The 23,163-nt window shown below is 73.2% G+C and carries 28 protein-coding genes; 15 read left to right on the forward strand and 13 right to left on the reverse strand.

What is annotated here, in order from left to right; genetic code table 11:
• Positions 1-31: 31 nt before the first annotated feature.
• Positions 32-874 (reverse strand): UbiA family prenyltransferase, encoded by an 843-nt coding sequence (locus CXY01_RS18685; protein WP_246125488.1) that lies wholly within the window; start codon positions 872-874, stop codon positions 32-34.
• Positions 875-977: 103 nt separating this feature from the next.
• Between CXY01_RS18685 and CXY01_RS18690 the strand changes: the two genes are divergently transcribed.
• The 3 genes from CXY01_RS18690 to CXY01_RS18700 are packed head-to-tail and all read left to right on the forward strand — an operon-like array spanning position 978 to position 3,609.
• On the forward strand, positions 978-2,054 hold the full coding sequence (locus tag CXY01_RS18690) for a type III polyketide synthase (RefSeq protein WP_146930637.1): 1,077 nt from the start codon (positions 978-980) through the stop codon (positions 2,052-2,054).
• Positions 2,051-2,575: an isoprenylcysteine carboxyl methyltransferase family protein gene (locus tag CXY01_RS18695; RefSeq protein WP_146930640.1), complete on the forward strand. Its 525-nt coding sequence runs from the start codon at positions 2,051-2,053 to the stop codon at positions 2,573-2,575. Before CXY01_RS18690 ends, CXY01_RS18695 begins: the two co-directional genes overlap by 4 nt.
• Positions 2,572-3,609 (forward strand): NAD(P)/FAD-dependent oxidoreductase, encoded by a 1,038-nt coding sequence (locus CXY01_RS18700; RefSeq protein ID WP_146930643.1) that lies wholly within the window; start codon positions 2,572-2,574, stop codon positions 3,607-3,609. Before CXY01_RS18695 ends, CXY01_RS18700 begins: the two co-directional genes overlap by 4 nt.
• A 1-nt stretch (position 3,610) precedes the next feature.
• Here the strand turns inward: CXY01_RS18700 and CXY01_RS18705 are convergent, their stop codons facing one another.
• The gene (locus CXY01_RS18705) at positions 3,611-4,078 is read right to left on the reverse strand and encodes an NUDIX hydrolase (RefSeq protein ID WP_146930647.1); all 468 of its coding nucleotides are present in this window, start codon (positions 4,076-4,078) and stop codon (positions 3,611-3,613) included.
• 99 nt (positions 4,079-4,177) lie between these two features.
• On the opposite strand from CXY01_RS18705, the gene CXY01_RS18710 reads away from it, so the two are divergent.
• The 5 genes from CXY01_RS18710 to CXY01_RS18730 are packed head-to-tail and all read left to right on the forward strand — an operon-like array spanning position 4,178 to position 8,962.
• Entirely contained in the window at positions 4,178-4,630 is a 453-nt protein-coding gene (locus CXY01_RS18710; RefSeq protein ID WP_146930911.1) for an S-ribosylhomocysteine lyase, read from the forward strand.
• Positions 4,627-5,346: a 5'-methylthioadenosine/adenosylhomocysteine nucleosidase gene (locus tag CXY01_RS18715; protein WP_146930650.1), complete on the forward strand. Its 720-nt coding sequence runs from the start codon at positions 4,627-4,629 to the stop codon at positions 5,344-5,346. The genes CXY01_RS18710 and CXY01_RS18715 overlap by 4 nt, the downstream gene beginning before the upstream one ends.
• Positions 5,347-5,374: 28 nt before the next feature.
• Positions 5,375-6,901 (forward strand): MmgE/PrpD family protein, encoded by a 1,527-nt coding sequence (locus CXY01_RS18720; RefSeq protein WP_146930653.1) that lies wholly within the window; start codon positions 5,375-5,377, stop codon positions 6,899-6,901.
• Entirely contained in the window at positions 6,901-7,794 is an 894-nt protein-coding gene (gene prpB, locus CXY01_RS18725; RefSeq protein ID WP_146930655.1) for a methylisocitrate lyase, read from the forward strand. The genes CXY01_RS18720 and prpB overlap by 1 nt, the downstream gene beginning before the upstream one ends.
• Positions 7,795-7,843: 49 nt before the next feature.
• The gene (locus CXY01_RS18730) at positions 7,844-8,962 is read left to right on the forward strand and encodes a bifunctional 2-methylcitrate synthase/citrate synthase (protein WP_146930658.1); all 1,119 of its coding nucleotides are present in this window, start codon (positions 7,844-7,846) and stop codon (positions 8,960-8,962) included.
• A 7-nt stretch (positions 8,963-8,969) separates the two neighbouring features.
• Here the strand turns inward: CXY01_RS18730 and CXY01_RS18735 are convergent, their stop codons facing one another.
• Positions 8,970-9,560 (reverse strand): carboxymuconolactone decarboxylase family protein, encoded by a 591-nt coding sequence (locus CXY01_RS18735; RefSeq protein ID WP_146930661.1) that lies wholly within the window; start codon positions 9,558-9,560, stop codon positions 8,970-8,972.
• Positions 9,561-9,623: 63 nt separating this feature from the next.
• On the opposite strand from CXY01_RS18735, the gene CXY01_RS18740 reads away from it, so the two are divergent.
• On the forward strand, positions 9,624-10,310 hold the full coding sequence (locus tag CXY01_RS18740) for a hypothetical protein (RefSeq protein ID WP_146930664.1): 687 nt from the start codon (positions 9,624-9,626) through the stop codon (positions 10,308-10,310).
• 4 nt (positions 10,311-10,314) lie between these two features.
• Here the strand turns inward: CXY01_RS18740 and CXY01_RS18745 are convergent, their stop codons facing one another.
• Both CXY01_RS18745 and CXY01_RS18750 read right to left on the reverse strand, forming a co-directional pair.
• Positions 10,315-10,584, reverse strand: coding sequence for an acylphosphatase (locus CXY01_RS18745; protein ID WP_146930667.1), 270 nt, complete (start codon positions 10,582-10,584; stop codon positions 10,315-10,317).
• Positions 10,581-10,904, reverse strand: coding sequence for a cupin domain-containing protein (locus CXY01_RS18750; protein WP_146930670.1), 324 nt, complete (start codon positions 10,902-10,904; stop codon positions 10,581-10,583). The genes CXY01_RS18745 and CXY01_RS18750 overlap by 4 nt, the downstream gene beginning before the upstream one ends.
• Positions 10,905-10,968: 64 nt before the next feature.
• On the opposite strand from CXY01_RS18750, the gene CXY01_RS18755 reads away from it, so the two are divergent.
• Positions 10,969-12,309, forward strand: coding sequence for an NYN domain-containing protein (locus CXY01_RS18755; protein WP_186813468.1), 1,341 nt, complete (start codon positions 10,969-10,971; stop codon positions 12,307-12,309).
• Between the two features lies 1 nt (position 12,310).
• Here CXY01_RS18755 and CXY01_RS18760 read toward each other — a convergent pair whose 3' ends face one another.
• Positions 12,311-13,045: a GntR family transcriptional regulator gene (locus tag CXY01_RS18760; protein ID WP_146930676.1), complete on the reverse strand. Its 735-nt coding sequence runs from the start codon at positions 13,043-13,045 to the stop codon at positions 12,311-12,313.
• 143 nt (positions 13,046-13,188) lie between these two features.
• Between CXY01_RS18760 and CXY01_RS18765 the strand changes: the two genes are divergently transcribed.
• The 4 genes from CXY01_RS18765 (at position 13,189) to dhaK (ending at position 16,490) form a co-directional block, all read left to right on the forward strand.
• Positions 13,189-14,025, forward strand: a complete 837-nt coding sequence (locus CXY01_RS18765; protein WP_222594591.1) for a class II fructose-bisphosphate aldolase — start codon at positions 13,189-13,191, stop codon at positions 14,023-14,025.
• On the forward strand, positions 14,022-14,810 hold the full coding sequence (locus CXY01_RS18770) for an HAD-IA family hydrolase (RefSeq protein WP_146930682.1): 789 nt from the start codon (positions 14,022-14,024) through the stop codon (positions 14,808-14,810). Before CXY01_RS18765 ends, CXY01_RS18770 begins: the two co-directional genes overlap by 4 nt.
• A complete protein-coding gene (gene dhaL, locus CXY01_RS18775) occupies positions 14,800-15,420 on the forward strand; it encodes a dihydroxyacetone kinase subunit DhaL (protein ID WP_146930685.1) in 621 nt (206 codons plus the stop codon). The genes CXY01_RS18770 and dhaL overlap by 11 nt, the downstream gene beginning before the upstream one ends.
• Before the next feature lie 74 nt (positions 15,421-15,494).
• Positions 15,495-16,490 (forward strand): dihydroxyacetone kinase subunit DhaK, encoded by a 996-nt coding sequence (gene dhaK / locus CXY01_RS18780; protein ID WP_146930688.1) that lies wholly within the window; start codon positions 15,495-15,497, stop codon positions 16,488-16,490.
• A 19-nt stretch (positions 16,491-16,509) separates the two neighbouring features.
• Here the strand turns inward: dhaK and CXY01_RS18785 are convergent, their stop codons facing one another.
• The 5 genes from CXY01_RS18785 to CXY01_RS18805 all read right to left on the reverse strand — a co-directional run bounded on the left by CXY01_RS18785 (position 16,510) and on the right by CXY01_RS18805 (position 21,668).
• Positions 16,510-18,039: a PP2C family protein-serine/threonine phosphatase gene (locus tag CXY01_RS18785; protein ID WP_146930691.1), complete on the reverse strand. Its 1,530-nt coding sequence runs from the start codon at positions 18,037-18,039 to the stop codon at positions 16,510-16,512.
• A complete protein-coding gene (locus CXY01_RS18790) occupies positions 18,020-18,832 on the reverse strand; it encodes an alpha/beta fold hydrolase (RefSeq protein ID WP_146930694.1) in 813 nt (270 codons plus the stop codon). The genes CXY01_RS18785 and CXY01_RS18790 overlap by 20 nt, the downstream gene beginning before the upstream one ends.
• Positions 18,833-18,852: 20 nt before the next feature.
• Positions 18,853-20,268 carry a flotillin family protein gene (locus tag CXY01_RS18795; RefSeq protein WP_146930697.1) on the reverse strand — a complete coding sequence of 472 codons (1,416 nt, stop codon included), beginning with the start codon at positions 20,266-20,268 and terminating at the stop codon, positions 18,853-18,855.
• 9 nt (positions 20,269-20,277) lie between these two features.
• Complete coding sequence (locus tag CXY01_RS18800) at positions 20,278-20,781, reverse strand: NfeD C-terminal domain-containing protein (RefSeq protein WP_146930700.1); 504 nt, start codon at positions 20,779-20,781, stop codon at positions 20,278-20,280.
• Positions 20,782-20,885: 104 nt separating this feature from the next.
• Positions 20,886-21,668: a glycoside hydrolase family 16 protein gene (locus tag CXY01_RS18805; protein WP_246125489.1), complete on the reverse strand. Its 783-nt coding sequence runs from the start codon at positions 21,666-21,668 to the stop codon at positions 20,886-20,888.
• 42 nt (positions 21,669-21,710) lie between these two features.
• Here CXY01_RS18805 and CXY01_RS18810 point away from each other — a divergent pair, with 42 nt between their 5' ends.
• Positions 21,711-22,277, forward strand: a complete 567-nt coding sequence (locus CXY01_RS18810; RefSeq protein ID WP_146930703.1) for a DUF998 domain-containing protein — start codon at positions 21,711-21,713, stop codon at positions 22,275-22,277.
• Between the two features lie 6 nt (positions 22,278-22,283).
• Here CXY01_RS18810 and CXY01_RS18815 read toward each other — a convergent pair whose 3' ends face one another.
• Both CXY01_RS18815 and CXY01_RS18820 read right to left on the reverse strand, forming a co-directional pair.
• Entirely contained in the window at positions 22,284-22,736 is a 453-nt protein-coding gene (locus CXY01_RS18815; RefSeq protein WP_146930706.1) for an SRPBCC family protein, read from the reverse strand.
• The gene (locus CXY01_RS18820; RefSeq protein WP_146930709.1) at positions 22,729-23,085 is read right to left on the reverse strand and encodes an ArsR/SmtB family transcription factor; all 357 of its coding nucleotides are present in this window, start codon (positions 23,083-23,085) and stop codon (positions 22,729-22,731) included. Before CXY01_RS18820 ends, CXY01_RS18815 begins: the two co-directional genes overlap by 8 nt.
• Between the last annotated feature and the right edge of the window lie 78 nt (positions 23,086-23,163).

Here is a 23,163-nt window from a genome sequence, read left to right on the forward strand (position 1 = left end):
TGTCACCCTGCCGCTTCGAGCGCGCTCGAAGTCAAGCGACCCAGTCGGACAGGACCAGGAGCACCACGTCGACCGCCGCGACGGCGATGGCGAACACGAACGGAAGGCGGTGGCGGCCGCCGCCCAGGGCGAGCACGGTGGCGGCGATGGTCAGGCCGAGCGCGACGACGAGCGCCGCAGCCGCAGCCGCCCGCGGCGGGCCCGGTGGCGCCAGGACGACCAGGACGGTCGCGGCGACGAGCGCCAGGGCGGTGCCGATGCTCGTCACGGTCCCGCCCACCCGGTGCGGCAGCCCGCGGACGCCGGTGGCGTGGTCGTCCTGGAGGTCCGGGATCACGTTCGCCCCGTGCGCGCCGATGCCGAGCAGGGCTCCGGCCGCCATGGCCCACCAGGCGGCGACGGGCGCACCCGGCAGGGCCAGCGCGATGGCCAGCGGCAGGAAGCCGAACGAGAACGCGTACGGGGCCCACGACCAGACCGTGCTCTTCAGCCGCGCGTTGTAGGCCCAGGCCGACGCCACGGTCGCCAGGTGCACCAGTCCCGCCCGCCAGCCGAGCGCCAGCGACAGCACCACGCACGCCGCAGCCGCGCCGAGGGCGGCGGTGCGGACGGTCGAGACCGCCAGCCGCCCGGTGCCGACGGGCTTGTCGGTGCGGCCGACCGCCGCGTCCCGGCCGGCGTCGATCCAGTCGTTGGACCAGCCCACGGAGAGCTGCCCGGTCAGGATCGCCGCCCCCACGAGAGCCGTCGTCGCCGCCGGTGCACCCGCCCCCGCGGCCATGGCGACGGAGAACACGCTCACCGCGACCGTCGGCCCCGGGTGGCACGCCAGCGCGAGGTCGAGCACGCGCGACCTCTGGGCCACCTCGCTCACCTGCTTCACCTCCGTCGACGCGCCATCGTCGCAGGTCGGGTGAAGGTTGAGCACGGTGACCCGCACGGGTGCCGGACGCGCGACCACATGGCACGATGCCCGGATGGCGCGCATCGCCTCGATTGCCCCGGTCCTCCCCCAGCACGTCCATGCCCAGGCCGACATCACCGCCGCGATCGCCCCCCTGCTCTCGTCGGATCCCCGGCGGCTGGCGACGATCGAGCGGATCCACGCGGCCACCGGCATCCAGACGCGCCACATGACGCTGCCCCTCGACGAGTACGCCGACCTGACGTCGTTCACGGCCGCGAACGACGCGTTCGTGCGCGAGGGCACGTCGCTCGGGGCGCGGGCGTGCCGTGAGGCGCTCGCCGCCGCAGGGCTCGACCCGCAGGAGGTCGACTACCTGCTGGTCACCTCGATCACCGGGATCGCCACCCCGTCGCTCGACGTCCTGCTGGCCGAGCAGCTCGGGCTACGCCCCGACGTCAAGCGGGTGCCGGTGTTCGGGCTCGGGTGCGTCGCGGGTGCCGCCGGGATCGCGCGCGTGCGCGACCACCTGCAGGGTCACCCGCAGGACGTCGCGCTGTTCGTGTCGGTCGAGCTGTGCTCGCTCACGCTGCAGCACGGCGACGACTCGATGGCCAACATCGTGTCGAGCGGCCTGTTCGGCGACGGCGCCGCGGCCGTGGTCATGGTCGGCGCCGGCCGCGTGGACGACGTCCCGGGCGGTGTCGACGTCGTCGACTCCCGCAGCGACCTGGTCCCCGGCACGACGGACGTGCTCGGCTGGGACATCGGCGGCAGCGGCTTCAAGATCGTGCTCGGGGCGAGCCTGGCGGACATCGTCGGGCGCAACCTCGGCCCGGGCGTCGTCGACCTGCTCGCCGCGCACGGACTGAAGGTGGCCGACGTCGGCACCTGGGTGGCGCACACCGGCGGCCCCCGGATCCTGCAGGCCGCGGCGGGCGCGCTCGAGCTGCCCGACGAGGCGTTCGCGGCGAGCTGGCGGTCGCTCGCGCGCGTCGGCAACCTGTCGTCGTCGGGGGTGCTGCACGTGCTCGCCGACGAGCTGGCGGCCGGGGGGCAGATCCCCGGGTCCGCCGGCGTGCTGTTCGCCGTCGGTCCGGGCGTCTGCACGGAGACCGTCCTGCTGCGCTGGCCCGAGGAGCCCTCGTGAGCTGGTACGACTGGCTGATCGTCGTGGTCGCGTTCGAGCGACTGGCCGAGCTGATCGTCTCGCAGCGGCACGTGACGTGGGCGTTCGCGCACGGCGGCATCGAGACGGGCAAGCGGCACTACCCGCCGATGGTCGCGCTGCACTCCGGGCTGCTCGTCGCGTGCGTCGTCGAGGTGCACGTGGCGGACCGGCCGTTCATCCCGGCGCTCGGGTGGACCGCGCTGGCGCTCGTGGTCGCCGCGAACGCGCTGCGCTGGTGGTGCATCGGGACGCTCGGCAACCAGTGGAGCACGCGGGTCATCGTCGTCCCGGGCGTGGCGCTGGTCCGCCGCGGGCCGTACCGCTGGCTGAGCCACCCGAACTACGTCGCCGTCGCCCTCGAGGGTGCCGCCCTCCCCCTGGTGCACACCGCGTGGGTCACCGCGATCGCGTTCACCGTGCTCAACGCCGTCCTCCTGCTCGGCTTCCGGATCCCCACCGAGGAGCGCGCCCTGCGCTCCGTGAGCCCGGCCGCTGCATGACGCCCGACGCCGACCTGCTCGTGATCGGTGGCGGACCGATCGGCATGGCCGTCGCGATCGAGGGACGGCTGGCGGGGATGTCGGTCATCGTCGTCGAGCCCCGCGCGACGCCCGTGGACAAGGCCTGCGGCGAGGGGCTCATGCCGGGCGCGGTCGCCGCCCTGGCCCGCCTCGGCGTCGACCCCGCCGGGCACACCCTCACCGGGATCCGGTACCTGCGCGGTGCGCAGAGGGCCGACCACCTCTTCACGACGGCCCTGGGGCGCGGCGTCCGCCGGACGGTGCTGCACGCCGCGCTGGCCCAGCGGGCCCAGGAGCTCGGGGCGGAGGTGGTCCCGGGCCGGGCCGGCGCGGTCGAGCAGTACGGGTCGTCCGTCTGGTGCGCGGGGATCCGGGGCCGTTGGCTGCTGGCCTGCGACGGTCTGCACTCGACCGTCCGCCGGCAGGTGGACCTCTCCGTGCACCGCCGGGCGCCGGGTCGGCGGTTCGGCGTGCGGCGGCACTTCCGTGTCGCGCCCTGGTCGGACCTCGTCGAGGTGCACTGGGGACGGTCCGTCGAGGCGTACGTGACCCCCGTCGCCGACGACGTCGTCGGCGTCGCCCTGCTGGGTCCGGCCCACCACGACTACGACCGGACCCTCCAGTCGTTCGCCGCCCTGCGCCACCACCTCGGCGACGCGCAGCCGCTCGAGCCGGCCCGCGGGGCCGGTCCGCTCTACCAGCAGAGCCGGCAGCGCACCGCGGGACGTGTGCGCCTGGTCGGTGACGCGTCGGGCTACGTCGACGCCCTCACCGGCGAGGGGGTGCGGGTGGGGCTCGCCCAGGCGCACGCCGCGGTCGCCACCCTGGGCGAGGACGTCCGCCGTTCCAACGCCGCCTACGAGAAGGCGTGGACCGCCGCCACCCGCGACTACCGGATGCTCACGCGCGGCCTGCTCGTCGCCGCGGGGTCGCCGCTACGACGCGGCATCGTGCCGCTCGCCGCGACCGCCCCCGGCCTGTACGGCGCCGTGGTCGAGCGCCTCGCGCGCTGACTCAGGACTCGAACGCCGCCGGGCCGGCGGGAGCGAGGGCGCTCGCGATCCGTGCGTGCATCTCCGCCGACATCGGGGGGAGGGCGTCGAGGCCGAACCAGCCCGCCTCCGTGTTCTCCCCGTCGGCAGGGAACGGCTCGCCGGACACGTACCGGAACCGGAACGTGTGGTCGAGGGTCTGGACCCGGTCGCCGTTGTCGTAGACCTTGGGCGGCAGCACGTGCACCCACGTCAGCCGCTCCGCGACCGCGACGACCGACGCCTCCTCCAGCACCTCGCGCGCGCCCGCCACGGCCGGCTCCTCGCCCGGGTCGATGAACCCGGTCACGGGCGTCCAGGCGCCGTCGTCGGCCCTCCTGACCAGCAGGACGTCGTCGCCACGGACGACGACAGCGGTCACCCCCGTCAGCCAGAGCAGGTCGTGCCCGACGGCGGCACGCAGGGCGAGGACGAACTCGGGGACCGGCACGAGGCGATCGTACGAGGCGCACGTTCGGCGACGCGGCGCCCACGAGAGAGAATGGACCGTCGCCGACCGAGAAGGACCTGTGCCGTGAACCAGCCCCGCATGAACGTCGAGTCGTTCAACCTCGACCACCGGACCGTCGCCGCGCCGTACGTGCGCCTGGCCGACACCAAGCAGCTGCCCGCCGGGGACGTGATCCAGAAGTACGACGTCCGGTTCACGCAACCGAACTCGGCGCACCTCGAGATGCCGACGGTCCACTCCCTCGAGCACCTGTTCGCGGAGCACTCCCGCAACCACTCGGAGCGCGTCATCGACTTCTCCCCGATGGGCTGCCAGACCGGGTTCTACCTGATCCTGCAGGGCGAGTGGGCCTACGACGACGTCCTGGGCCTGGTGCAGGACACCCTGACCGACATCACGACGGCGACCGAGGTGCCGGCCGCCAACGAGGTCCAGTGCGGCTGGGGCGCCAACCACACGCTCTCCGGAGCGCAGGACGCCGCGCGGACGTTCCTCGCGGCCCGCGACGAATGGAGCCAGGTGTCCGCATGATCGCCGTCGACGCGGTCATCGTCACCGCGATGCCCGACGAGTCGGCGGCGTTCCTCGCGCGCGCCGACGTCGTCGGAGACCCCACGCAGATGGGGCACGCGGAGCACCGGCTGCTGACCATCTGCGGCCGGCAGGTGCTCCTGGTGCAGTGCGGGATCGGCCTGGTGAACTCCGCCACGGCCGCCGCCGTCGCCATCCAGGGCACGCACCCCCGCGCGGTCATCAGCGCCGGCAGCGCAGGCGGGGTCGGGCTCGACGTCCGCGTGGGCGACGTCGTCGTCGGCTCCGAGTACCTGTACTCCGGCGCGGACGCGCGCGCGTTCGGGTACGAGCTGGGCCAGGTGCCGGGCATGCCCGAGGTGTACGAGGCCGAGCAGGTCCTGCACGACGCCGCCGTGACCGCGTCCGTCGACCTGCGCGTGCTGACCGGCAGCATCCTGTCGGGCGACGCGTTCATCGACGCCAGCCGCATCGACCGGATCCGCAGCGCGTTCCCGGGAGCCATGGCCACGGACATGGAGTCCGCGGCCCTGGCCCACACGGCGCACCTCTACGGGGTGCCGTTCCTGTCGGTGCGCGGCATCTCCGACCTGTGCGGACCGGTCGCGGGTGCGGACTTCCTCACGCACGTGGACGATGCTGCCGAGCGGTCCGCGGCCGTCGTCATCGAGGTGCTCCGGCGGCTGGCCGTCGGGGACATGGCACACGCACGTTGACCCCGACGCACCGACCGGAAGCGAGCAGATGACCCAGAACCACGCCGTGCGCGTGCACCCGAGCGCCGACCGCCTGGCGCGCACCGACCAGCTGGCCTGGGCCATCGCGGAGGTCGCCGCCGACCCCGTCGAGGTGCCGGACGACGTGGTCGACATGATCATCAACCGCGTGATCGACAACGCGGCCGTCACGGTCGCCTCGCTGACGCGCACTCCCCCGTCGACGGCCCGTGCGCAGGCGCTGGCCCACCCGTACGCCGGTCCTCGCAACGGCGCGACAGTCTCCGGCGTGGACCCGGCGACGCGGGTCAGCCCGGAGTGGGCCGCGTGGGCCAACGGCGTGGCGGTGCGGGAGCTGGACTACCACGACACCTTCCTCGCGGCCGACTACTCCCACCCGGGCGACAACATCCCGCCGCTGGTCGCGGTCGCGCAGCACACCGGACGCGACGGGGCGGCGCTGGTCCGCGCGATCGCCACGGGGTACGAGATCCAGGTCGACCTGGTCCGCGCGATCAGCCTGCACAAGCACAAGATCGACCACGTCGCCCACCTCGGGCCGTCGGTGGCCGCCGGCCTGGGCACCCTGCTCGACCTGCCGCCCGAGGTGATCTTCCACGCGGTCGGCCAGGCGCTGCACACGACGACGGCCACGCGGCAGTCGCGCAAGGGCGAGATCTCGTCGTGGAAGGCCTACGCCCCCGCGTTCGCGGGCAAGGTGGCCATCGAGGCCGTGGACCGGGCGATGCGCGGCGAGACGTCGCCGACGCCCATCTACGAGGGCGAGGACGGGGTGATCGCCTGGATGCTCGACGGTCCCGACGCCGCGTACGACGTGCCGCTGCCCGCCCCCGGGGAGCCCAAGCGGGCCATCCTCGACACGTACACCAAGGAGCACTCGGCGGAGTACCAGTCGCAGGCGCTCATCGACCTGGCGCGCAGCCTGCACCACGAGCGCCCGGACCTGACCAACCCGCACAACGTCACGTCGATCGTCATCCACACGTCGCACCACACGCACTACGTGATCGGCTCGGGTGCCCAGGACCCGCAGAAGTACGACCCGACGGCTTCGCGCGAGACGCTGGACCACTCGATCCCGTACATCTTCACGGTCGCGCTGCAGGACGGCGTCTGGGACCACGTCGCGTCCTACGCCCCCGACCGGGCGGCCCGCCCGGACACGGTCGAGCTGTGGCAGAAGGTCACGACGACCGAGGACCCGGCGTGGACCGAGCGCTACCACTCGAGCGACCCGGCGCAGAAGGCGTTCGGCGGTCGCGTCGAGATCACGACGACCGGGGGCGAGGTGGTCGTCGCGGAGCTCGCGGTGGCCGACGCGCACCCGCTCGGCGCCCGGCCGTTCGCCCGGGAGCAGTACGTGGCGAAGTTCCGGTCGCTGGCGGCCGGGGTGCTCGCGCCGGACGAGATCGAGCGGTTCCTCGACGTGGCCCAGCGGCTGCCGTCGCTGACGGCCGGCGAGCTGGCCGGCCTCACGGTCGTCGCCCCCGCCGGCCTGCTCGACACCGTCACCACGCCGGAAGGGCTGTTCTGATGCTCTACGCCACCGCGACACCCGCCGAGAAGCGCGTCGCCCTCCGGGACGGGCTGGCGTCGGGACGGCTCCTGCGGCTGCCCGGTGCGTTCAACCCGCTGTCCGCCCGGCTGATCGAGGCCAAGGGCTTCGACGGCGTCTACGTCTCGGGCGCGGTGCTGGCCGCCGACCTCGGTCTGCCGGACATCGGCCTGACCACGGCGACCGAGGTCACGCAGCGCGCGGGGCAGATCGCGCGGATGACCGGCCTGCCCGCGATCGTCGACGCCGACACCGGGTTCGGCGAGCCCATGAACGTCGCCCGCACCGTCCAAGGGCTGGAGGACGCCGGCCTGGCCGGCTGCCACATCGAGGACCAGGTCAACCCGAAGCGCTGCGGTCACCTGGACGGCAAGGCGGTGGTCGACGACGACACCGCGCTCAAGCGCATCCGCGCCGCGGTGGACGGCCGCCGGGACCCGAACTTCCTCATCATGGCCCGCACCGACATCCGGGCCGTCGACGGCCTGTCGGCGGCCGTCGACCGGGCCAAGGCACTGGTCGACGCCGGCGCGGACGCGATCTTCCCCGAGGCGCTGACCGGCCCCGACGAGTTCGCGGCGATGCGCGCCGCGGTCGACGTGCCGCTGCTGGCGAACATGACCGAGTTCGGCAAGGGCGAGCTGCTCACGGCGCGCCAGCTCGAGGACATCGGCATGAACATCGTGATCTACCCCGTCACGCTGCTGCGACTCGCGATGGGGGCCGCGATGGCGGGCCTGGACACCATCCGCGACGAGGGCACCCAGGCCGGGCTGCTGGACCGCATGCAGACCCGCGCCGAGCTCTACGACCTGCTGGACTACGAGGCCTACGGCCAGTTCGACGCGAACGTCTTCAACTTCACGCTCTGACCTCTGCTTTCTCACGCACCGTCCCGTCAACGACGATGGAGGCACACGCATGACCGAGTCCGACACGCAGATCCACAAGGGCCTCGCCGGGGTGGTCGTCGACACCACCGAGATCTCCTCGGTGGACGCCGCGAGCAACTCGCTGCTGTACCGCGGCTACCCCGTGCAGCAGCTGGCGGCGCAGTGCTCGTTCGAGCAGGTCGCGTACCTGCTGTGGCACGGCGAGCTGCCGTCCGCGAACCAGCTCGCCGAGCTGGAGGCGGCCGAGCGCTCGCAGCGGGCGCTCGACGACGACGTGGTCCAGGCGGTGCTGTCGCTGCCCACCACCTCCCACCCTATGGACGTCGTGCGGACGGCCGTGAGCGTGCTGGGCGCGCACGACCCGACCGCGGAGGACTCGTCGCGCGAGGCCAACCTGGCCAAGTCGGTGCGGCTCCTCGCGCAGCTGCCGGGGGTGGTCGCGCTCGACCAGCGCCGCCGCCGCGGACAGGACCCGGTGGCTCCGCGGGACGACCTCGGGTTCTCGGAGAACTTCCTGCACGTCACGTTCGGCGAGGTGCCGGACCCCGTCGTCGTGAAGGCGTTCGAGGTCTCGATGGTGCTCTACGCGGAGCACTCGTTCAACGCCTCGACGTTCACCGCCCGCGTCATCGCGTCGACCCTGTCGGACCTGCACTCCGCGGTCACCGGTGCGGTGGGCGCGCTCAAGGGCCCCCTGCACGGCGGCGCCAACGAGGCGGTCATGGCCACGTTCGCGGAGATCGGCTCCGCGGAGCGTGCGGCGGTGTGGCTCGACGACGCGCTCGCGAGCAAGCGCAAGATCATGGGCTTCGGCCACCGCGTCTACAAGCACGGCGACTCCCGGGTGCCGACGATGCGCGAGTCCCTGGTGACCCTGGTCGAGCACTACGACCGGCAGGACATGCTCGACCTGTACGACGCCCTCGAGTCCGCGATGACCGAGCGCAAGAACATCCTGCCGAACCTCGACTACCCCACCGGCCCGGCGTACCACCTCATGGGCTTCGACACCCCGACGTTCACGCCCCTGTTCGTCGCCAGCCGCATCACCGGCTGGACCGCGCACGTGATGGAGCAGCTGGGCGCGAACTCCCTGATCCGGCCGCTGAGCCAGTACGTGGGGCCGGAGCGGCGGGACGTGCCGTAGGTCCCGGTCAGGGGCTCGCGATCGGCCGTCCCACGGTCAGCGCCTCGCGCATCGGTCCGTCCAGGGTGCGGTAGGAGGCGTCGGGCTCGGCACCCACCGCGTCGAGCACGGTGCTGAAGAAGCAGCGGGCGGCGGCGGCGAGCACCACGTCGAGGATCTCGTCGTCGGCGAACCCGAGGCCGCGCAGCTCGTCGAGGTCGTCGGGGTGCATGTCCGCGGCCCCCGCGGCGACCTTGGCGGCCAGCCGGGCGACGGCGAGGTCCACCTCGGTCAGCTCGGCGGACCGTCCGCCGTCCGCGAGCGCGCGCACGGCGTCCGGGCTCATGTGCGCCGTGGCCAGGACCTTGCCGTGCGCCAGGGCGCAGTAGCTGGACCGCAGCCGCAGCGCCGCCGCGGTGGTCGCCACCTCGTAGCGCCGCGGGTCCATGCCCTTGACCGCGCCGTTGAGCCCCTGCCACGCGCGCAGGACCGCTGGTCGGTGCGCGAAGATGCGCGTGTAGTTGGCGACGTGGCCGAGGGACGCCCGGTCCTTCTCGAACGCCGCGGTCACCTCCCCGGTGGTGTCGTCGTCCGGCGTGGCGTCCTGGATCCAGCTCATGAGCCGATCATGGCGGCGCGCACCGCGGGCGTCGAGCCTCCGGCGTGCGGCAGAGTCGTCACCATGACCGCCGACTCGATCGTCGCCGCCGCGGTCGCGAACAACGCGGCGTGGTGCGACCTCGTCTGCCGCTGCGCCGGACTGGCCACCGTGCGCGGTCCCGCGCTCTGGTCGACCCCCCGCCGGTCCCCCGTCGCCTACCCGGACGCCGTCACGCTGCGGCCGAACGTTCCGGAGGCCGAGGTCCTGGGTGCCGTCGACGACTCCCCCGGGGCGTCGGTGAAGGACTCGTTCGCGGACCTCGACCTGGCGCCGTACGGCTGGTCGGTGCTGTTCGACGCCCGGTGGGTCACGCGGTCCGCCCCGTCGGCGGCGGCCCTGCAGCTGCCGTGGCGAACGGTCGACCGCGACGCGCTGCCGCGCTGGCTCGACGCCCACGGCTCGGACGCGATCACGCCGGGCGTCCTCGACGACCCGGACGTGCGGCTCCTGCTCGCGGCCGACGGCGACGTGGCCCTCGCGGTCGCGGCGCTGAACCGCTCCGGCGCGGGCACCCGCACCGTCGTCGGGGTGTCGAACGTCCAGGCTCTCGCGGTCGAGCCGGATCGGGTCTGGTCGGACCTCGTGCTGCTCGCCCGCGACCTGCTCGGCCCGCACCCGCTCGTCGGGTACGAGTCCGGCGACGACCTCGCCGCGCCCCTGACCGCCGGCTTCGAGCCCGTGGGCCCGCTCAGGGTCTGGCTGCGCTGACGGGCTACGGCGCGATGTCGAACCCGGACAGGCCCTCGGGCGCCTCGTCGGTGACGTCGACGCCGGTCACCTGCGCACCTGCGGGGCCGGAGCGGCACCAGGCCACGAGCGCGTCGACCGCCTCGTCGGCTCCCTCGGCGACCGCCTCGACGGTGCCGTCGGCGCGGTTGCGCACCCAGCCGTGGACCCCGAGCCGTCGCGCCTCCCGGGACACGGCCCACCGGTAGCCGACGCCCTGCACCGTCCCGCGGACGACGAGGTGCCTGCGGATCATCCGGCCTCCCCGCCGCGGCTGCGCTCGGCCGGCCCGAACACCACGAGCACGTGCAGGTCCTGCGTGATGTCGACGAACCGGTGCGGCTCGAGCGCCGGGACGAACGCGACCGACCCGGCGGTGACGTCGACGGTGAGGCCCGGGGTCCACAGCCGGGCCCGGCCGCGCAGCACCACGTAGATCTCGTCCTCGGTGTGCGGCTGCTGACCGTCGACGTCGCCGACGGCCAGCACGTAGGTCCCGACGCTGAGGTCGGGGACGCGCAGGTGCTCGGTGTAGGCGGTGGGTCCGGGGAGCCCGGCGCCCTGGAGGAGATGCATCCGCCCAGTCTGCCCGGAGCGCCGCCGTGCACGTCCGCCCGTCCGGGCAGGGGAAGATGTCCCGGTGACTTCCTCGAGCGTGACCTCTGCCGACCGGACGGATGCGGGCCGCCGCTTTCGCACCGCCCTGTTCGTCGACTTCGACAACGTCTACATCGGCCTGCAGCGCCTGGACCCCGTCGCCGCCGAGGCCTTCGCCACCAACCCCGCGCACTGGCTGAGCGAGCTCGAGTCCGGCACCGACTCCGAGGGCGACTTCACGCGCCGGTTCCTCATCCGCGCCTGCTACCTGAACCCGTCGCGGTTCTCCCAGTTCCGGCCGAACTTCACGCGCGCCGGCTTCCAGGTGGTCGACTGCCCCTCGCTCACGCAGCAGGGCAAGAGCAGCGCCGACATCAACCTCGTCCTCGACGCCGTCGACGCGCTGGCCGCGCCGACCAACTACGAGGAGTTCGTCATCGTCTCCGCGGACGCCGACTTCACTCCTCTGGCCCTGCGCTGCCGTGCGGCGGACCGTCGGGTCACGATCATGACCGCCAGCCCCGCCGCGAGCGCCTACCGGGCCGTCGCCGACTCGGTCATCACCGCCGACGAGCTGGCGGACCTGGTGACGCACACCGCGTCGACGCTCCCGGTGGAGAACGCGGTGGTCGAGCCGCCGGTCGTCGCCGCCCCTCCCGCCGCGGCGACCCCGCCCGCCCGCGCCAAGAAGGCCGCCCCCGAGCCCGCGGTCGCCGCTGCGCCGGAGCCCGTCGTCGCCACGGCACCGGTGACCAGCGCCGCGCGGAAGGCCGTGCTGCAGCGCGTGCGCACGGCCGACCGTCCCGTTCCGCTGGGCACCGTCGCACAGCTGGCGCAGAAGACCGAGCCGTCCCTGCCCGAGACGCGGTGGGCCGGTGCCGGTGGGTTCCTGCCCTGGCTGGCGAAGGTCGTCCCGGAGGTCGGCGTCTCGTCCCGTCCGCCGGGCTGGGTCTGGGACACCACGCGGTTCGGGGAGGCCGACCTGCCGGGCGCCGTCACGGACATGGCGCCCAGCGCGCTGCAGAACCAGGTGGTCGCCGTGACCGACACCCCCGGCCTGAGCCAGTCCACCTACCGCGTGCTGCTCACCGCGCTCGCCGCCGACCTCGCCGCCCATCCCTTCGACCGGGCCGAGACCTCACGACGCGTGCGCGACGCCTGCCAGAAGGCGGGTGCCAAGATCGGCCGCTCGACCGTCAACTTCGTCATCGGCGGCATCATCTTCGCCGGGCTGCGCCTCACGTCGTCGGTCACGGCGCGCGACCTGGCGACGGCCTGGGCGGACAACGTCGTCGGGCTGTGCCGAGGGGCACGGATGCAGATGAGCACCGGCGACGTCGCGGCGATCCGCGCCTGGGTCGGCGGCGGGCTGCTGGAGGGCTGACTCAGCGGTCGTAGTCGAAGCGGAGGCGCATGCGGTCGCCGCGGAAGACGATCGACGAGTACTCGAACGGGCGGGACAACGCGTCGGAGATGACGTCCTGCAGCTGCAGGGCCGGCTCGCCGCGCCGCATGCCGAGGTGGCGGGCGTCCTCGGTGCTGACGGCGACGGCCTCGAGCTCCTCGTGCACGCGCTTCATGGGCAGGCCGTAGTGCTCCTCGAGGACGACGCAGAGCTGGTTGGCGACGACGTCGTGCCCGTCGAGCCCGGGTGCGAGCCGGGCCGGCACGTACGAGCGGTGCAGGCTGATCGGCTCGCCCTGGACGGAGCGGACGCGGACGATCACGTAGGTCTCGTCGCCCTCCCCGAGCGCGAGCCGTTCCCGGACGCCCGACGACGGCGTCTCGAGCCCGAGGGAGACGAGCCGCGTGGACGTCTCGTAGCCGAGGCCCTCCAGCTGCTCGCGCACCCCGCGGTAGGCCGGGGAGATCGCGTTGATCTTCGGCGTGGCGACGTAGGTGCCCTTGCCCGGCACCCGCACGAGCAGCCCGTCGCCCACCAGCTTGGTCAGCACGCCGCGCACCGTCATCCGGCTGAGCCCGTAGATCCTGTTGAGCTCGTTCTCGGACGGGATGCGCTGGCCCGGCAGCCACTCGCCGCTCGTGATCCGGGTGTGCAGGATCTGCTCGAGCTGCGCGTAGAGCGGCACCGCCGACTCGCGCTGCAGGACGTCCGTCATGGGGTCCAGGGTTTCACGGATCGCGCGCGTCTGGTCGTGCATGAGTAGACCTGTCTAGACTGCCGAGTGGTCGGGACGATGCGGTCCCGGTCAGGCAGGACCGCTCGCCGGGAGGGCAGAGCATGATCTCGTCGACACGGACGATGACGCGGACCGCTCGCGAGCAGGGCTACGCGGTGCCCGCGGTGAACATCCTCGACGACCTCAGCCTCCGGGCCGTGATCGCGGCCGCGGTCGCGGCGAGCTCCCCGATGATCGTCCAGATCTCCGTCAAGACCGTCCGTTCCATCGGCACGGACCTGGTCACGACGATGTTCCGGCACGCGGCCGACGTCCCCGTCCCCGTCGCGCTGCACCTCGACCACTGCCCCGACCGGGCGGTGATCTCCGACGTCGTCCGCGCCGGCTGGTCCTCGGTCCTGTTCGACGCCTCCGACCGGGACCTGGCCACGGCGGAGCGCGAGACGGCCGAGGTGGTCGCCGAGGCGCACGCCGCCGGGGTCGACGTCGAGTCGGAGATCGAGAACATCATCGGCGTCGAGGACGGCGTCGGCTCGGACGTCTCGCTGCACTCCTACGACGTCGCGACCCTGGCAGCCGTCGCTGAGCGCACCGGCGTCGACCTGCTGGCCCCGCAGCTGGGCACCGCGCACGGCGAGTACAAGGCGCAGCCCGTCCTGCTGCCGCAGCGCGTGCGCGAGCTCGCCGCGCTGACCGACCGCCCGATCGTCCTGCACGGCGGCACCGGGCTGTCGGCCGACGACTTCGCGACGTTCATCGACGCGGGCGTCTCCAAGATCAACATCTCGACCGGCGTCAAGGTCGCCTACATGCGCTCGGCCGAGACGCACCTGGCCCAGGCGCGCGCCCGTGACCGGTGGGACCCACCGTCGATGTTCCGGGACATCTCGGCCGCCGTGCAGGCCGCGATCGCGGTGCACCTCGAGGAGTTCGGCTCCGCAGGGAAGGCAGGCCGATGAGCCCCACGCTGATCTTCGACTGCGACGGCGTCCTGGCCGACACCGAGCGCGACGCGCACCTGCCCGCCTTCAACCGGACGTTCGCCGAGGCCGGTCTGCCGATCCACTGGAGCGAGGAGGAGTACGGGCACCTGCTCGCGATCGGCGGCGGCAAGGAACGGCTGGCGACGGTGTTCACGCCCCTGTTCGTCGAGACCGCGCACCTGCCCGCGGATCCCGACGAGCAGCGCGAGCTTGTCGCCCGCTGGCACAAGACGAAGACCGCGCACTACACCGAGATGGTGGCCGCCGGCGTGCTGCCCGGTCGGCCGGGTATCGCGCGGGTCGTCGCGGAGGCGGCCGCGGCGGGCTGGGGTCTGGCCGTCGCGTCGACGTCGGCCGAGGCGTCGGTCCGCGCCGTGCTCGAGCACGCGGTCGGCGACGAGCTCGCGGCCCGGTTCCGCGTCTTCGCCGGTGACGTGGTCCCGGCCAAGAAGCCGGCGCCCGACATCTACCTGCTCGCGCTGGAGGAGCTCGGGGTCGCGCCCCAGGAGGTCGTCGTCGTCGAGGACAGCGCGAACGGCCTGCGCGCCGCTCTCGGTGCCGGGCTGCGGACCGTCGTCACCGTGAGCAGCTACACGGCCGACGAGGACTTCACCGGTGCGTCCCTCGTCGTGACCTCGCTCGGTGACCTCCCGGACCACCCCGCCACCGTGCTGGACGACCCGCTCGGCCTCGACATCGACGGGCAGGTCGCCCTGTCACACCTCGACCACCTCCGCACAGGGAGCCACCGTGTCCGATAGCCGCGTCGAGTCCGTCGTCCGCACGATCACCGAAGGGTGCATCGAGAACGAGAAGTACTTCGGGGACCTCGACTCGGTCGTCGGCGACGGCGACTTCGGGTTCTCCCTGGCGCGGGGGTTCGAGAACGTGCTGGCGCAGTGGGACACGTTCGACCGCTCCGACACCGGCACCTTCCTGCAGAAGGTCGCCGTCGTCATGTCGGGGCGGATCGGCGGGACGTCGGGACCCATCTGGGGCACCGCGTTCCTGCGGGCGGCCGGGCAGGTCAAGGGCACGCAGGACGTCACGGGCGACGACGTCGTCGCGATGCTGCGCGCCGCGATCGACGGCATCAAGGCGCGCGGCGGTGCCGACCTCGGCGAGAAGACGCTGCTCGACGCGCTCGCGCCGATGACGGACACGATCGAGCGCGAGCTCGCGGCTGGGTCGGCGCCCGCGGACGTCGCGAAGGCCGCCGCCGTGAGCGCCCGCGAGGCCGCCGAGGCGACCCGGCCGATGCAGGCCCGTCGCGGTCGGGCGTCGTACACCGGCGAGCGCAGCATCGGGTCGCTGGACCCCGGTGCCGTCGCGGTCGCCGTGCTGGCGGAACGCGTCGCCGACGGCTGGTGACACACGCACGTCCGCGCTCCGGGGGGCGACGCGGCGAGAGGTCGACCGATCACGACGATGTGGAGGAATGACTGATGAAGAAGTTCGTCAACGACCCGTTGAACTTCGTCCCCGAGATGCTCAAGGGCATCGCCCTGGCCAACCCCGACACCCTGCGCTACGTGCCCGAGTACAACCTGATCATGCGGGCCGACGCCCCCAGCCACGACAAGGTCTCGATCATCCAGGGGTCCGGGTCGGGCCACGAGCCGGCGCACGTCATGGTCGTCGGCAGGGGGATGCTCGACGGGGCGTGTCCCGGCGACGTGTTCGCGGCACCACCCATGGAGTACGTGCTGGAGACGGCGAAGCTGCTGGCGTCGGACAAGGGCGTCCTGCTGCTGGTCAACAACTACACGGGCGACAAGATGGCGTTCGAGATGGCCGCGGAGCTGGCCGAGGCCGAGGGCATGGACGTCCGGACGCTGTTCATCAACGACGACGTCGCCGTCAAGGACTCGACCTGGACCGTCGGCCGCCGGGGTGTCGCGGGGAACTTCTTCGTCATGAAGGCCGTGGGCGCGGCCGCGGAGGCCGGTGCGTCGCTGGACGAGCTGGTCCGGATCGGCGAGAAGGTCAACTCCGTCACCCGCACGATGGGCATCGCGCTGACACCGTGCACCCCGCCCGCCAAGGGCTCCCCGCTGTTCGAGCTGGCCGACGACGAGATGGAGGTGGGTGTCGGCATCCACGGCGAGCCCGGCCGCCGCCGCGCCACGCTCGTCAGCGCCGACGAGATCATCGACGAGCTGCTCGGCGCCGTGGTCCCCGACCTGCCGTACTCCTCCGGCGACTCGGTCGCGCTCATGATCAACGGCCTGGGCGGCACCCCGATCAGCGAGCTGTACCTGCTGTACGGGCTGGCGCACGAGAAGCTCGCGGCCCAGGGCATCACCGTCGGTCGCAGCTACGTCGGCGAGTACTGCACGTCGCTCGACATGGCCGGGGCGTCGCTCACGCTGGTCCGGCTCGACGACGAGATCACCGAGCTGCTGCTCGCTCCCGCGGAGATCGCCAACCGGGTGTTCTGAGCCCTTCGACCCGGTCGGCTCACGGCCGGGTCGCGGGGTCCCCCGGCGTCCACGAGGCGACGAGCACGCACACGTCGTCGCGCTCGTCGCGCGCCTGCCCCAGCAGGCCGGTGACCAGCGCGCCGACCGAGGTCTCGCGCAGCGCCACCCCGGCGGACGCGAGCGCCTCCAGGCCGTCGAGCAGGGGGCGGTCACGGCGCTCGACCAGACCGTCGGTGTAGAGGATGAGCTGGTCGTGCGGGTCGAGCGTGGCCGTGGCCTCGGTGCGCCCGGCGCCGGAGCCGAGCGGCGTCGAGCGGCCGTCCCACCAGAACTCGTGCGCGCCCCCGGCCGCGAACCGCAGCGGGGGCAGGTGGCCCGCGCAGGCGTACCGGACCTCGCCGCTGGTCAGGTCGATCTCGGCGTAGGCCAGGGTGGCCATGAACCCGACCCCCGTCTGCCCGACGAACCGGTCCAGCCGCGCCAGCAGCGCGGCCGGTCCGACGCCGGGCGCCGCCACCGCGCGGACCGCGCTGCGCAGCTGGCCCATCGCCGTCGCTGCGTGCAGGCCGCGGCCCACGACGTCACCGACCGTCACGGCGAGCACGTGGTCGTCGAGCAGGAACGCGTCGAACCAGTCGCCCCCGACCTCCAGCGCCTGCACGCCCGGGCGGTACTCCGTGGTCACCGTGAACCGGTCGTCGGCGGGCAGGTGGGTGGTGAGCAGCGCGAGCTGGAGCTCGTGGGCGACCGACGCCTTCTGGTCGAAGAGCGCGGCGCGCCCGAGCGCCAGCCCGGCCTGCTGACCCACCGCGGTGAGGACCCCCACGTCGAACGGGTCCTCGCTCTGCCCTCCCCCGGCGACGAGGACCAGGGTGCCCTGCGGAGCGGAGGCCGCCCCGAGCGCGACGACGACGACCCCGTCGGCGTGCGGCTCGACCGCGCCGACCGGGTCGCCGGCGCCCGGCCCGGCCGCGCGTCGGTCGAGACCGTCGGGCAGGTGACCCGCCGCACCACGACGGACGAGCGTCCCGTCCTCGGCGGCCACCCAGACGCTCGCCGCCGTCGCCCCGAGGTGCGTGACGGCGGAGTCGGCGAGCGCGCGGGCCACACCGTCCGTGCCCACACCCTGCGACAGCGCGGCGGTGATGGCCTGCAGCGCGCGCAGCTGGTCCGCGGACCGGTCGGCGGCCGCCCGCGCGGCGAGCAGCTCGCGCTCGTACCGCGAGCGCTCCGTGGCGCGGGACAGCGCCACGTCGACACGGCGCCCGCCGTCGACGCCGGTCCGCACCACCGCCGACATGAGCACGGGCAGCCGGCCGTCCGGACCACGCAGCTCGACCGCGACCTCGTCGAACCGGCCCTGCATGTGCAGCAGCGGGGACAGGTGCGTCTCCCAGTAGATGCGGCCGCCCACCGAGAGCAGGTCCGCCAGCCGCACGCCCTGCGCGGGGCGGCGCACCCAGTCGAGCAGGACCTGGTTGGCGTCGACGACCGTGCCGTCACCGTCCAGCCGCAGGAGCGCGACCGGCGCGACGTCCCAGGCGTCGCTACGGCTGGACGCTGACATGCGACACGTACGCGGCGATGGCGTCGACCACCTGGTCCGGCGCGCTCAGGTTGGGGCAGTGCCCGACGGCGTCCAGGAGCACCAGCTCGCTGCCGGCGAGGTGCTCGTGGACGTACCGGCCGACCTCCGGGGGCGCGATGACGTCCTCGCGGCACTGGAGGACCAGGGCCGGGGTGGTGACGGCCGCCAGGTCGGCGCGGTTGTCGGCCAGGAACGTGGCGCGGGCGAACCGCCGGGCGATCGCCGGGTCCGTGCGGCAGAACGAGTTGGTCAGCTCGTCGCCCAGCTCGGGGCGGTCCACGTTGCCCATGATCACGGGCGCGATGAACGCGGACCAGCCCAGGTAGTTGTCGTCCATGGTCGCCAGGAGCTCGTCGATCTCCGCCGCGCTGAACCCGCCCCGGTAGTCGCCGTCGTCGACGTACCGCGGGCTGGGTCCGACGAGCACGAGCCGGTCGAACAGCTCGGGCCGACGCGCCGCCGCGAGGACCCCGATCATCGCGCTCACCGAGTGGCCGACGAACACCACCGGCCCCAGGGCGAGCGCGTCGAGGATCTCCACGACGTCGTCCGCGTACCCCTCCAGCGACGCGTACCGCTGCGGGTCGTAGGCGTGCAGGTCCGACCCGCCCGCGCCCACGTGGTCGAACCGGACGACCCGGTGGGTCGACTCGAACGCCGGCGCGACGAACCGCCACATGCTCTGGTCGCACCCGAACCCATGGGCGAACACCATGGCCGGCCCGTCCGGGACGCCCGAGAGCACGACGTTGTTGCGGGAGAGCACGGTCATGGGCTGAGCCTAGGCGGCCGTCAGGCGTGGTTGGTCGACGTCCCGGCCGTCGTCGGCACCGCGACGGGGACCACTGCGGTGGGCGAGTCCGTCAGCTGGTGCACGATCTGGGTCAGGTCCAGGCCGGTGGTCGACTTGATCAGCTCCTGCAGCTGCAGGAAGTTCCCCGCGACCGCCTTGGGCAGGGCCGCGGCGCCGTCCGTGGAGACCACCGTGAGCGTGTCGATGCCGGCCATGGGCGCCGCGAGCTGCTTGGCGATCTCCGGCAGGGTCTCCAGCAGCCGGTCGAACACGGCGGCCTGGTTGAACTCCTTGTACGCCTCGGCCCGCTTCTGCAGCGCCTCGGCCTCGGCCTTGCCGCGCGCGAGGACCGCTGCCGCCTCGGCCGCACCCTCGAGCTCCGTGGCTCGCGCCTGCGCCGACCGCAGCGCCAGCTCACCGGCACCGCGCAGCTCGTTCTCCGCCTTCGACGCCTCGGCCGCCTTGACGGCGGTCACGCGCTGCGCCTCGGCCTGCTGCTCGAGCCGGTAGCGCTCGGCGTCGGCGGGGCGGCGCACGGTGGTGTCCAGCTGCCGCTCGGTCAGCGCGGCCTGCCGCTGCGCGACGAGCTCCTCCTGCGCCAGGATCTCCTGCTGGCGCGCGGCGGCCTCGAGCGGTCCTGCCGACGCCGACAGGGCCTTCGCGCGGTCCGTCTCGGCGAGGATCTCCGCCTGCCGCAGGTCGAGCGCCCGGCGGTAGTTGGCCACCTCCGTCTCGGCGTGGATCCGCTTCTCCTCGGACAGCCGGTGCGCCTCCGCCTCGGCGATCTCGGCCTCGCGGCGGATCGCGGCCGCGGACGCCCGGCCCATGTCGAGGATGTACGTGCCGCCGCCGTGGTCGCCGACCTCCTGGATGGTGAACGCGTCGAGGCTGAGGCCCTGCGCGCTGAGCGACCCGGTGACCGACTCGAGCACCTGCTGGGAGAACGACTCGCGGTCCCGGATGACCTGCTCGACGGTCAGGTTGCCGACGATCGCGCGCAGCGCACCCGAGAGCTGGTTGGTGGTGAAGCTGTCGATCTCCTCCTGCTGGCTGCCGAACCGCTGGGCGGCCGCGCGGATGGACACGTCCTCGTTGTGCACCTTGACGATGGCGACGCCGGAGACCGTGAGCGCGATGCCCTGCGACGACGGGGCGCCGTTGACCTCGACCGTGATGCGGCGCGAGGACATGTCGAGCACCGAGAGCTGCTGGACGAACGGAAGGACGAACACGCCACCACCGGTCACCACCTTCTGCCCGGACAGGTCGCCGGAGGTCTTGCCCTTGCGGCCCGTGACGATGAACGCCTCGTTGGGCTTGGCCACGCGGTACCGCTTGGCGATCGCGATGCCGACGATGAGGACGACCAGGACGAGACCGGCGACGCCCGCGATGGGCAGCCAGGATTCGGGCACGACGAGCTCCTAGGAGAGGGTGGTGGCGACCTTGACGACGCCGGGACCGAGGGAGGCGACGACGGTCACGCCGGCACCGGTGGGCACGGGACCGTCGGCGCGGGCCGCGAGCGCGGTGCTCTGGCCGGCGACGACGAGCGAGATCTGACCGAGCCCGCCGGCCGGGATGGAGGTGGTGACCGTCGCAGCCAGTCCGACGTAGTCGCTGCTGGTGATCTGGTGGGCGGTCGGACCATCGGTGAGCGACCGCGTGGCCGCCCCGGCGCCCGCACCCACCAGGGCCCCCGCGACCACACCGCCGAGGGACGCGACCAGCACGCTGACGTCCGTGGTGGCCAGCAGCAGACCGCCGACGATGCCGAACGTGGCCAGGAACGACAGGACGACGGTCGACGACAGGTAGCCGCCGGTGACGTCGATCGCCTCGACGGCGCCGTCGAGGAAGTCGCCGAGGGTGACGGTCAGCACGAGGAGCAGCAGCGCCACCCCGGCGATCACCCAGAAGATCAGCATGCGTCGGTGTCCTCGAGGTCGGCGGAGAAGGCGGCGCGTCGGTTATACCGTGCGCGGTTCGTTCTGCGGGGACGTTTGACGGTCGTGTGGCGGATGACTTCGGCTCAGCGCCGCTCGTAGCCCCGCAGGCTGTCCACGACGAGCTCGGGGACGGCGTCGTCGTCGTCGCCGACGGACCTCTCGGGAAAGTCGAAGACCGCAAGCATCATCTGCATCGGGTACGCCGGCGGCCGCGCGCAGCGACGCACGACGACGCCGTCGACGAGGAACGCGGCCTCCTCCGCCGACCAGTCGACGGCATACGTGTGCGGCTCCGCGACGTCGAGCGGCAGCCGCACGGCGGCGAAGTCCTCCTCCACCGCCGGGTCCCGGAACGGGTGCAGGCCCATCCCCACGGCGGCGGAGCCGGGTGCGACGGCGTCGCCGAACACCTCCGTCACGCAGATCTCCGCCGACCGCTCGGGCTCGTCCTCGAGGCCCACCATCCAGAACGCGACCATCGAGCGCGGGGTCAGCACGGCCCGCGCGTGCAGCTCGATCCGGCCACCGGTCGGGGTCCATCCCCAGAACGGGTCCTGCGCCTCGCGGACGCGGAGGCCGTCGCGGTACGGCTGCTGGCCGCGGGTGCCGCCGACGGGTCCCGAGACGTTCCCCGACTGGATGCCCGACACGCGCATCGGCGGCACGTGGTCGTCGCCGCACCACAGGCCCTGCTCGGGCGGGATGCGCAGGTGCAGGCAGGAGTCGCGCAGCTCGTAGGACGCCGCGGTCGCCGCGCGCGAGCTCCAGGCCGGCAGGTAGTGCGGCAGCCACACGGCAGGATCGAGCTCGGGGCCGTCGAAGTGGTCCTCGAAGACCAGCACCCATCCGTCGGGGTGGTCGGTCACGAACCCAGTCTCCGACAGACCCCGAGCAGAAGGCAGCCCCCCGTGCCCGTCCCCCGTTGGGCGCTCGCGTCCGCGATCGCCGCCCCCGTCGCCATGATCGGCGGCTGGACGCTCGCCGCTGCGCGTCAGCCGTCGTTCGACGCGGTGCAGGAGACCATCAGCGCGCTCGCGGCCTCGACCGCGACGGACCCGTGGATCATGACGGCCGGCCTGGCGGTCACCGGGGTGGCGCACCTGGTGACCGCAGGGGGTCTGCGGCCGGTCGCCCGCCGTGCGCGGGTCCTGCACGCGATCGGTGGTGCCGCCACGCTCGCCGTCGCGCTGCTCCCCGTCGACGCCGCCCCGCAGGCGCACGGCGTCGCCGCCGGGATCGGGTTCGGCGCGCTCGCCCTCTGGCCCGCGCTGGCCGCGCGCCGCGGGGCGACCGGCATCCTGCGGCCGGCCGTCACCGTCGGCGCCTCGGTGGTGCTCACCGGGCTGCTCGGCTGGTTCGTGGTCGAGCTGCAGGGCGGCGGCGACCTCACCGGCCTGTCCGAGCGGGCCGTGGCCGGTGCCCAGGCGGTCTGGCCGCTGGTGGTCGTCGTCGCCCTGCGTCGCGCGAGCCGCTGAGCGCCGTCAGACGAGGTGCTCGACGAGGACGTCGAAGGCCTGGTCCCAGCCGTCGTAGACGCCGTCGTCGCCGGGCTGACCGCCGTACCCATCCAGGTGGAACGTCATCCGCGTCCGCTCACCGAGGTCCTCGAGGGTCACGGTGATCAGGGGCGCGTCGGCCGACGTGTCGCCCGGGTCGGCCCACGTGAAGCTGAGCCGCTCGGGCTCGACGACCTCGCGGTAGACGCCGAACGTCGGGTAGGTGCTCCCGTCCGGCGCGATCATCGTGTAGCGGTAGGTTCCGCCCGGTCGGGCGTCGATCTCGACCGAGTCCCGCGGAGTCTCCACGCCACGCGGGTGCCACCAGGTGGCCGCCTCGTCGGGGTCGGTCCACGCCCGCCAGATCTCTGCCCGCGGGGCGTCGAAGATCCGCGTGATGGTGAAGGACTTCTCGAGGGTCTGCTTCGTCTCAGTCATCGTCTTCTCCTTGCGTCGTCGTGGCCTTCTTCCGTTCCCGGAGTCGTGCGTCCAGCAGGTCGAACCGCTCGTCCCACAGGCGTCGGTGGCTGTCCACCCACGTCGCGACCTCGTCGAGCGGCTCGGTGCGCAGGACGCACGTGCGCCACTGCGCGGTCACGGTCCGCTCGATCAGACCGGCGTCCTCGAGCACCCGCAAGTGCTGGGAGATCGCCGACCGGCTCATGGCGAACGGTGCTGCCACGTCCCCGGCGGTCGAGGGGCCCTGCTGGAGGTGCGTGAGGATCGCGCGCCTCGTGGGGTCGGCGAGCGCGGCGAAGACCACGCTCAACGCGTCCCGAGCTGGCATTTCAGCAACTCCTTAATTAAGGAACATCTTCAACGTAGGCCTCCCCACCGACGCCGTCAACCCCTAGCGTGAGGTCGC

The organism is Cellulomonas xylanilytica, assembly GCF_007989805.1.
Classification (GTDB): domain Bacteria; phylum Actinomycetota; class Actinomycetes; order Actinomycetales; family Cellulomonadaceae; genus Cellulomonas; species Cellulomonas xylanilytica.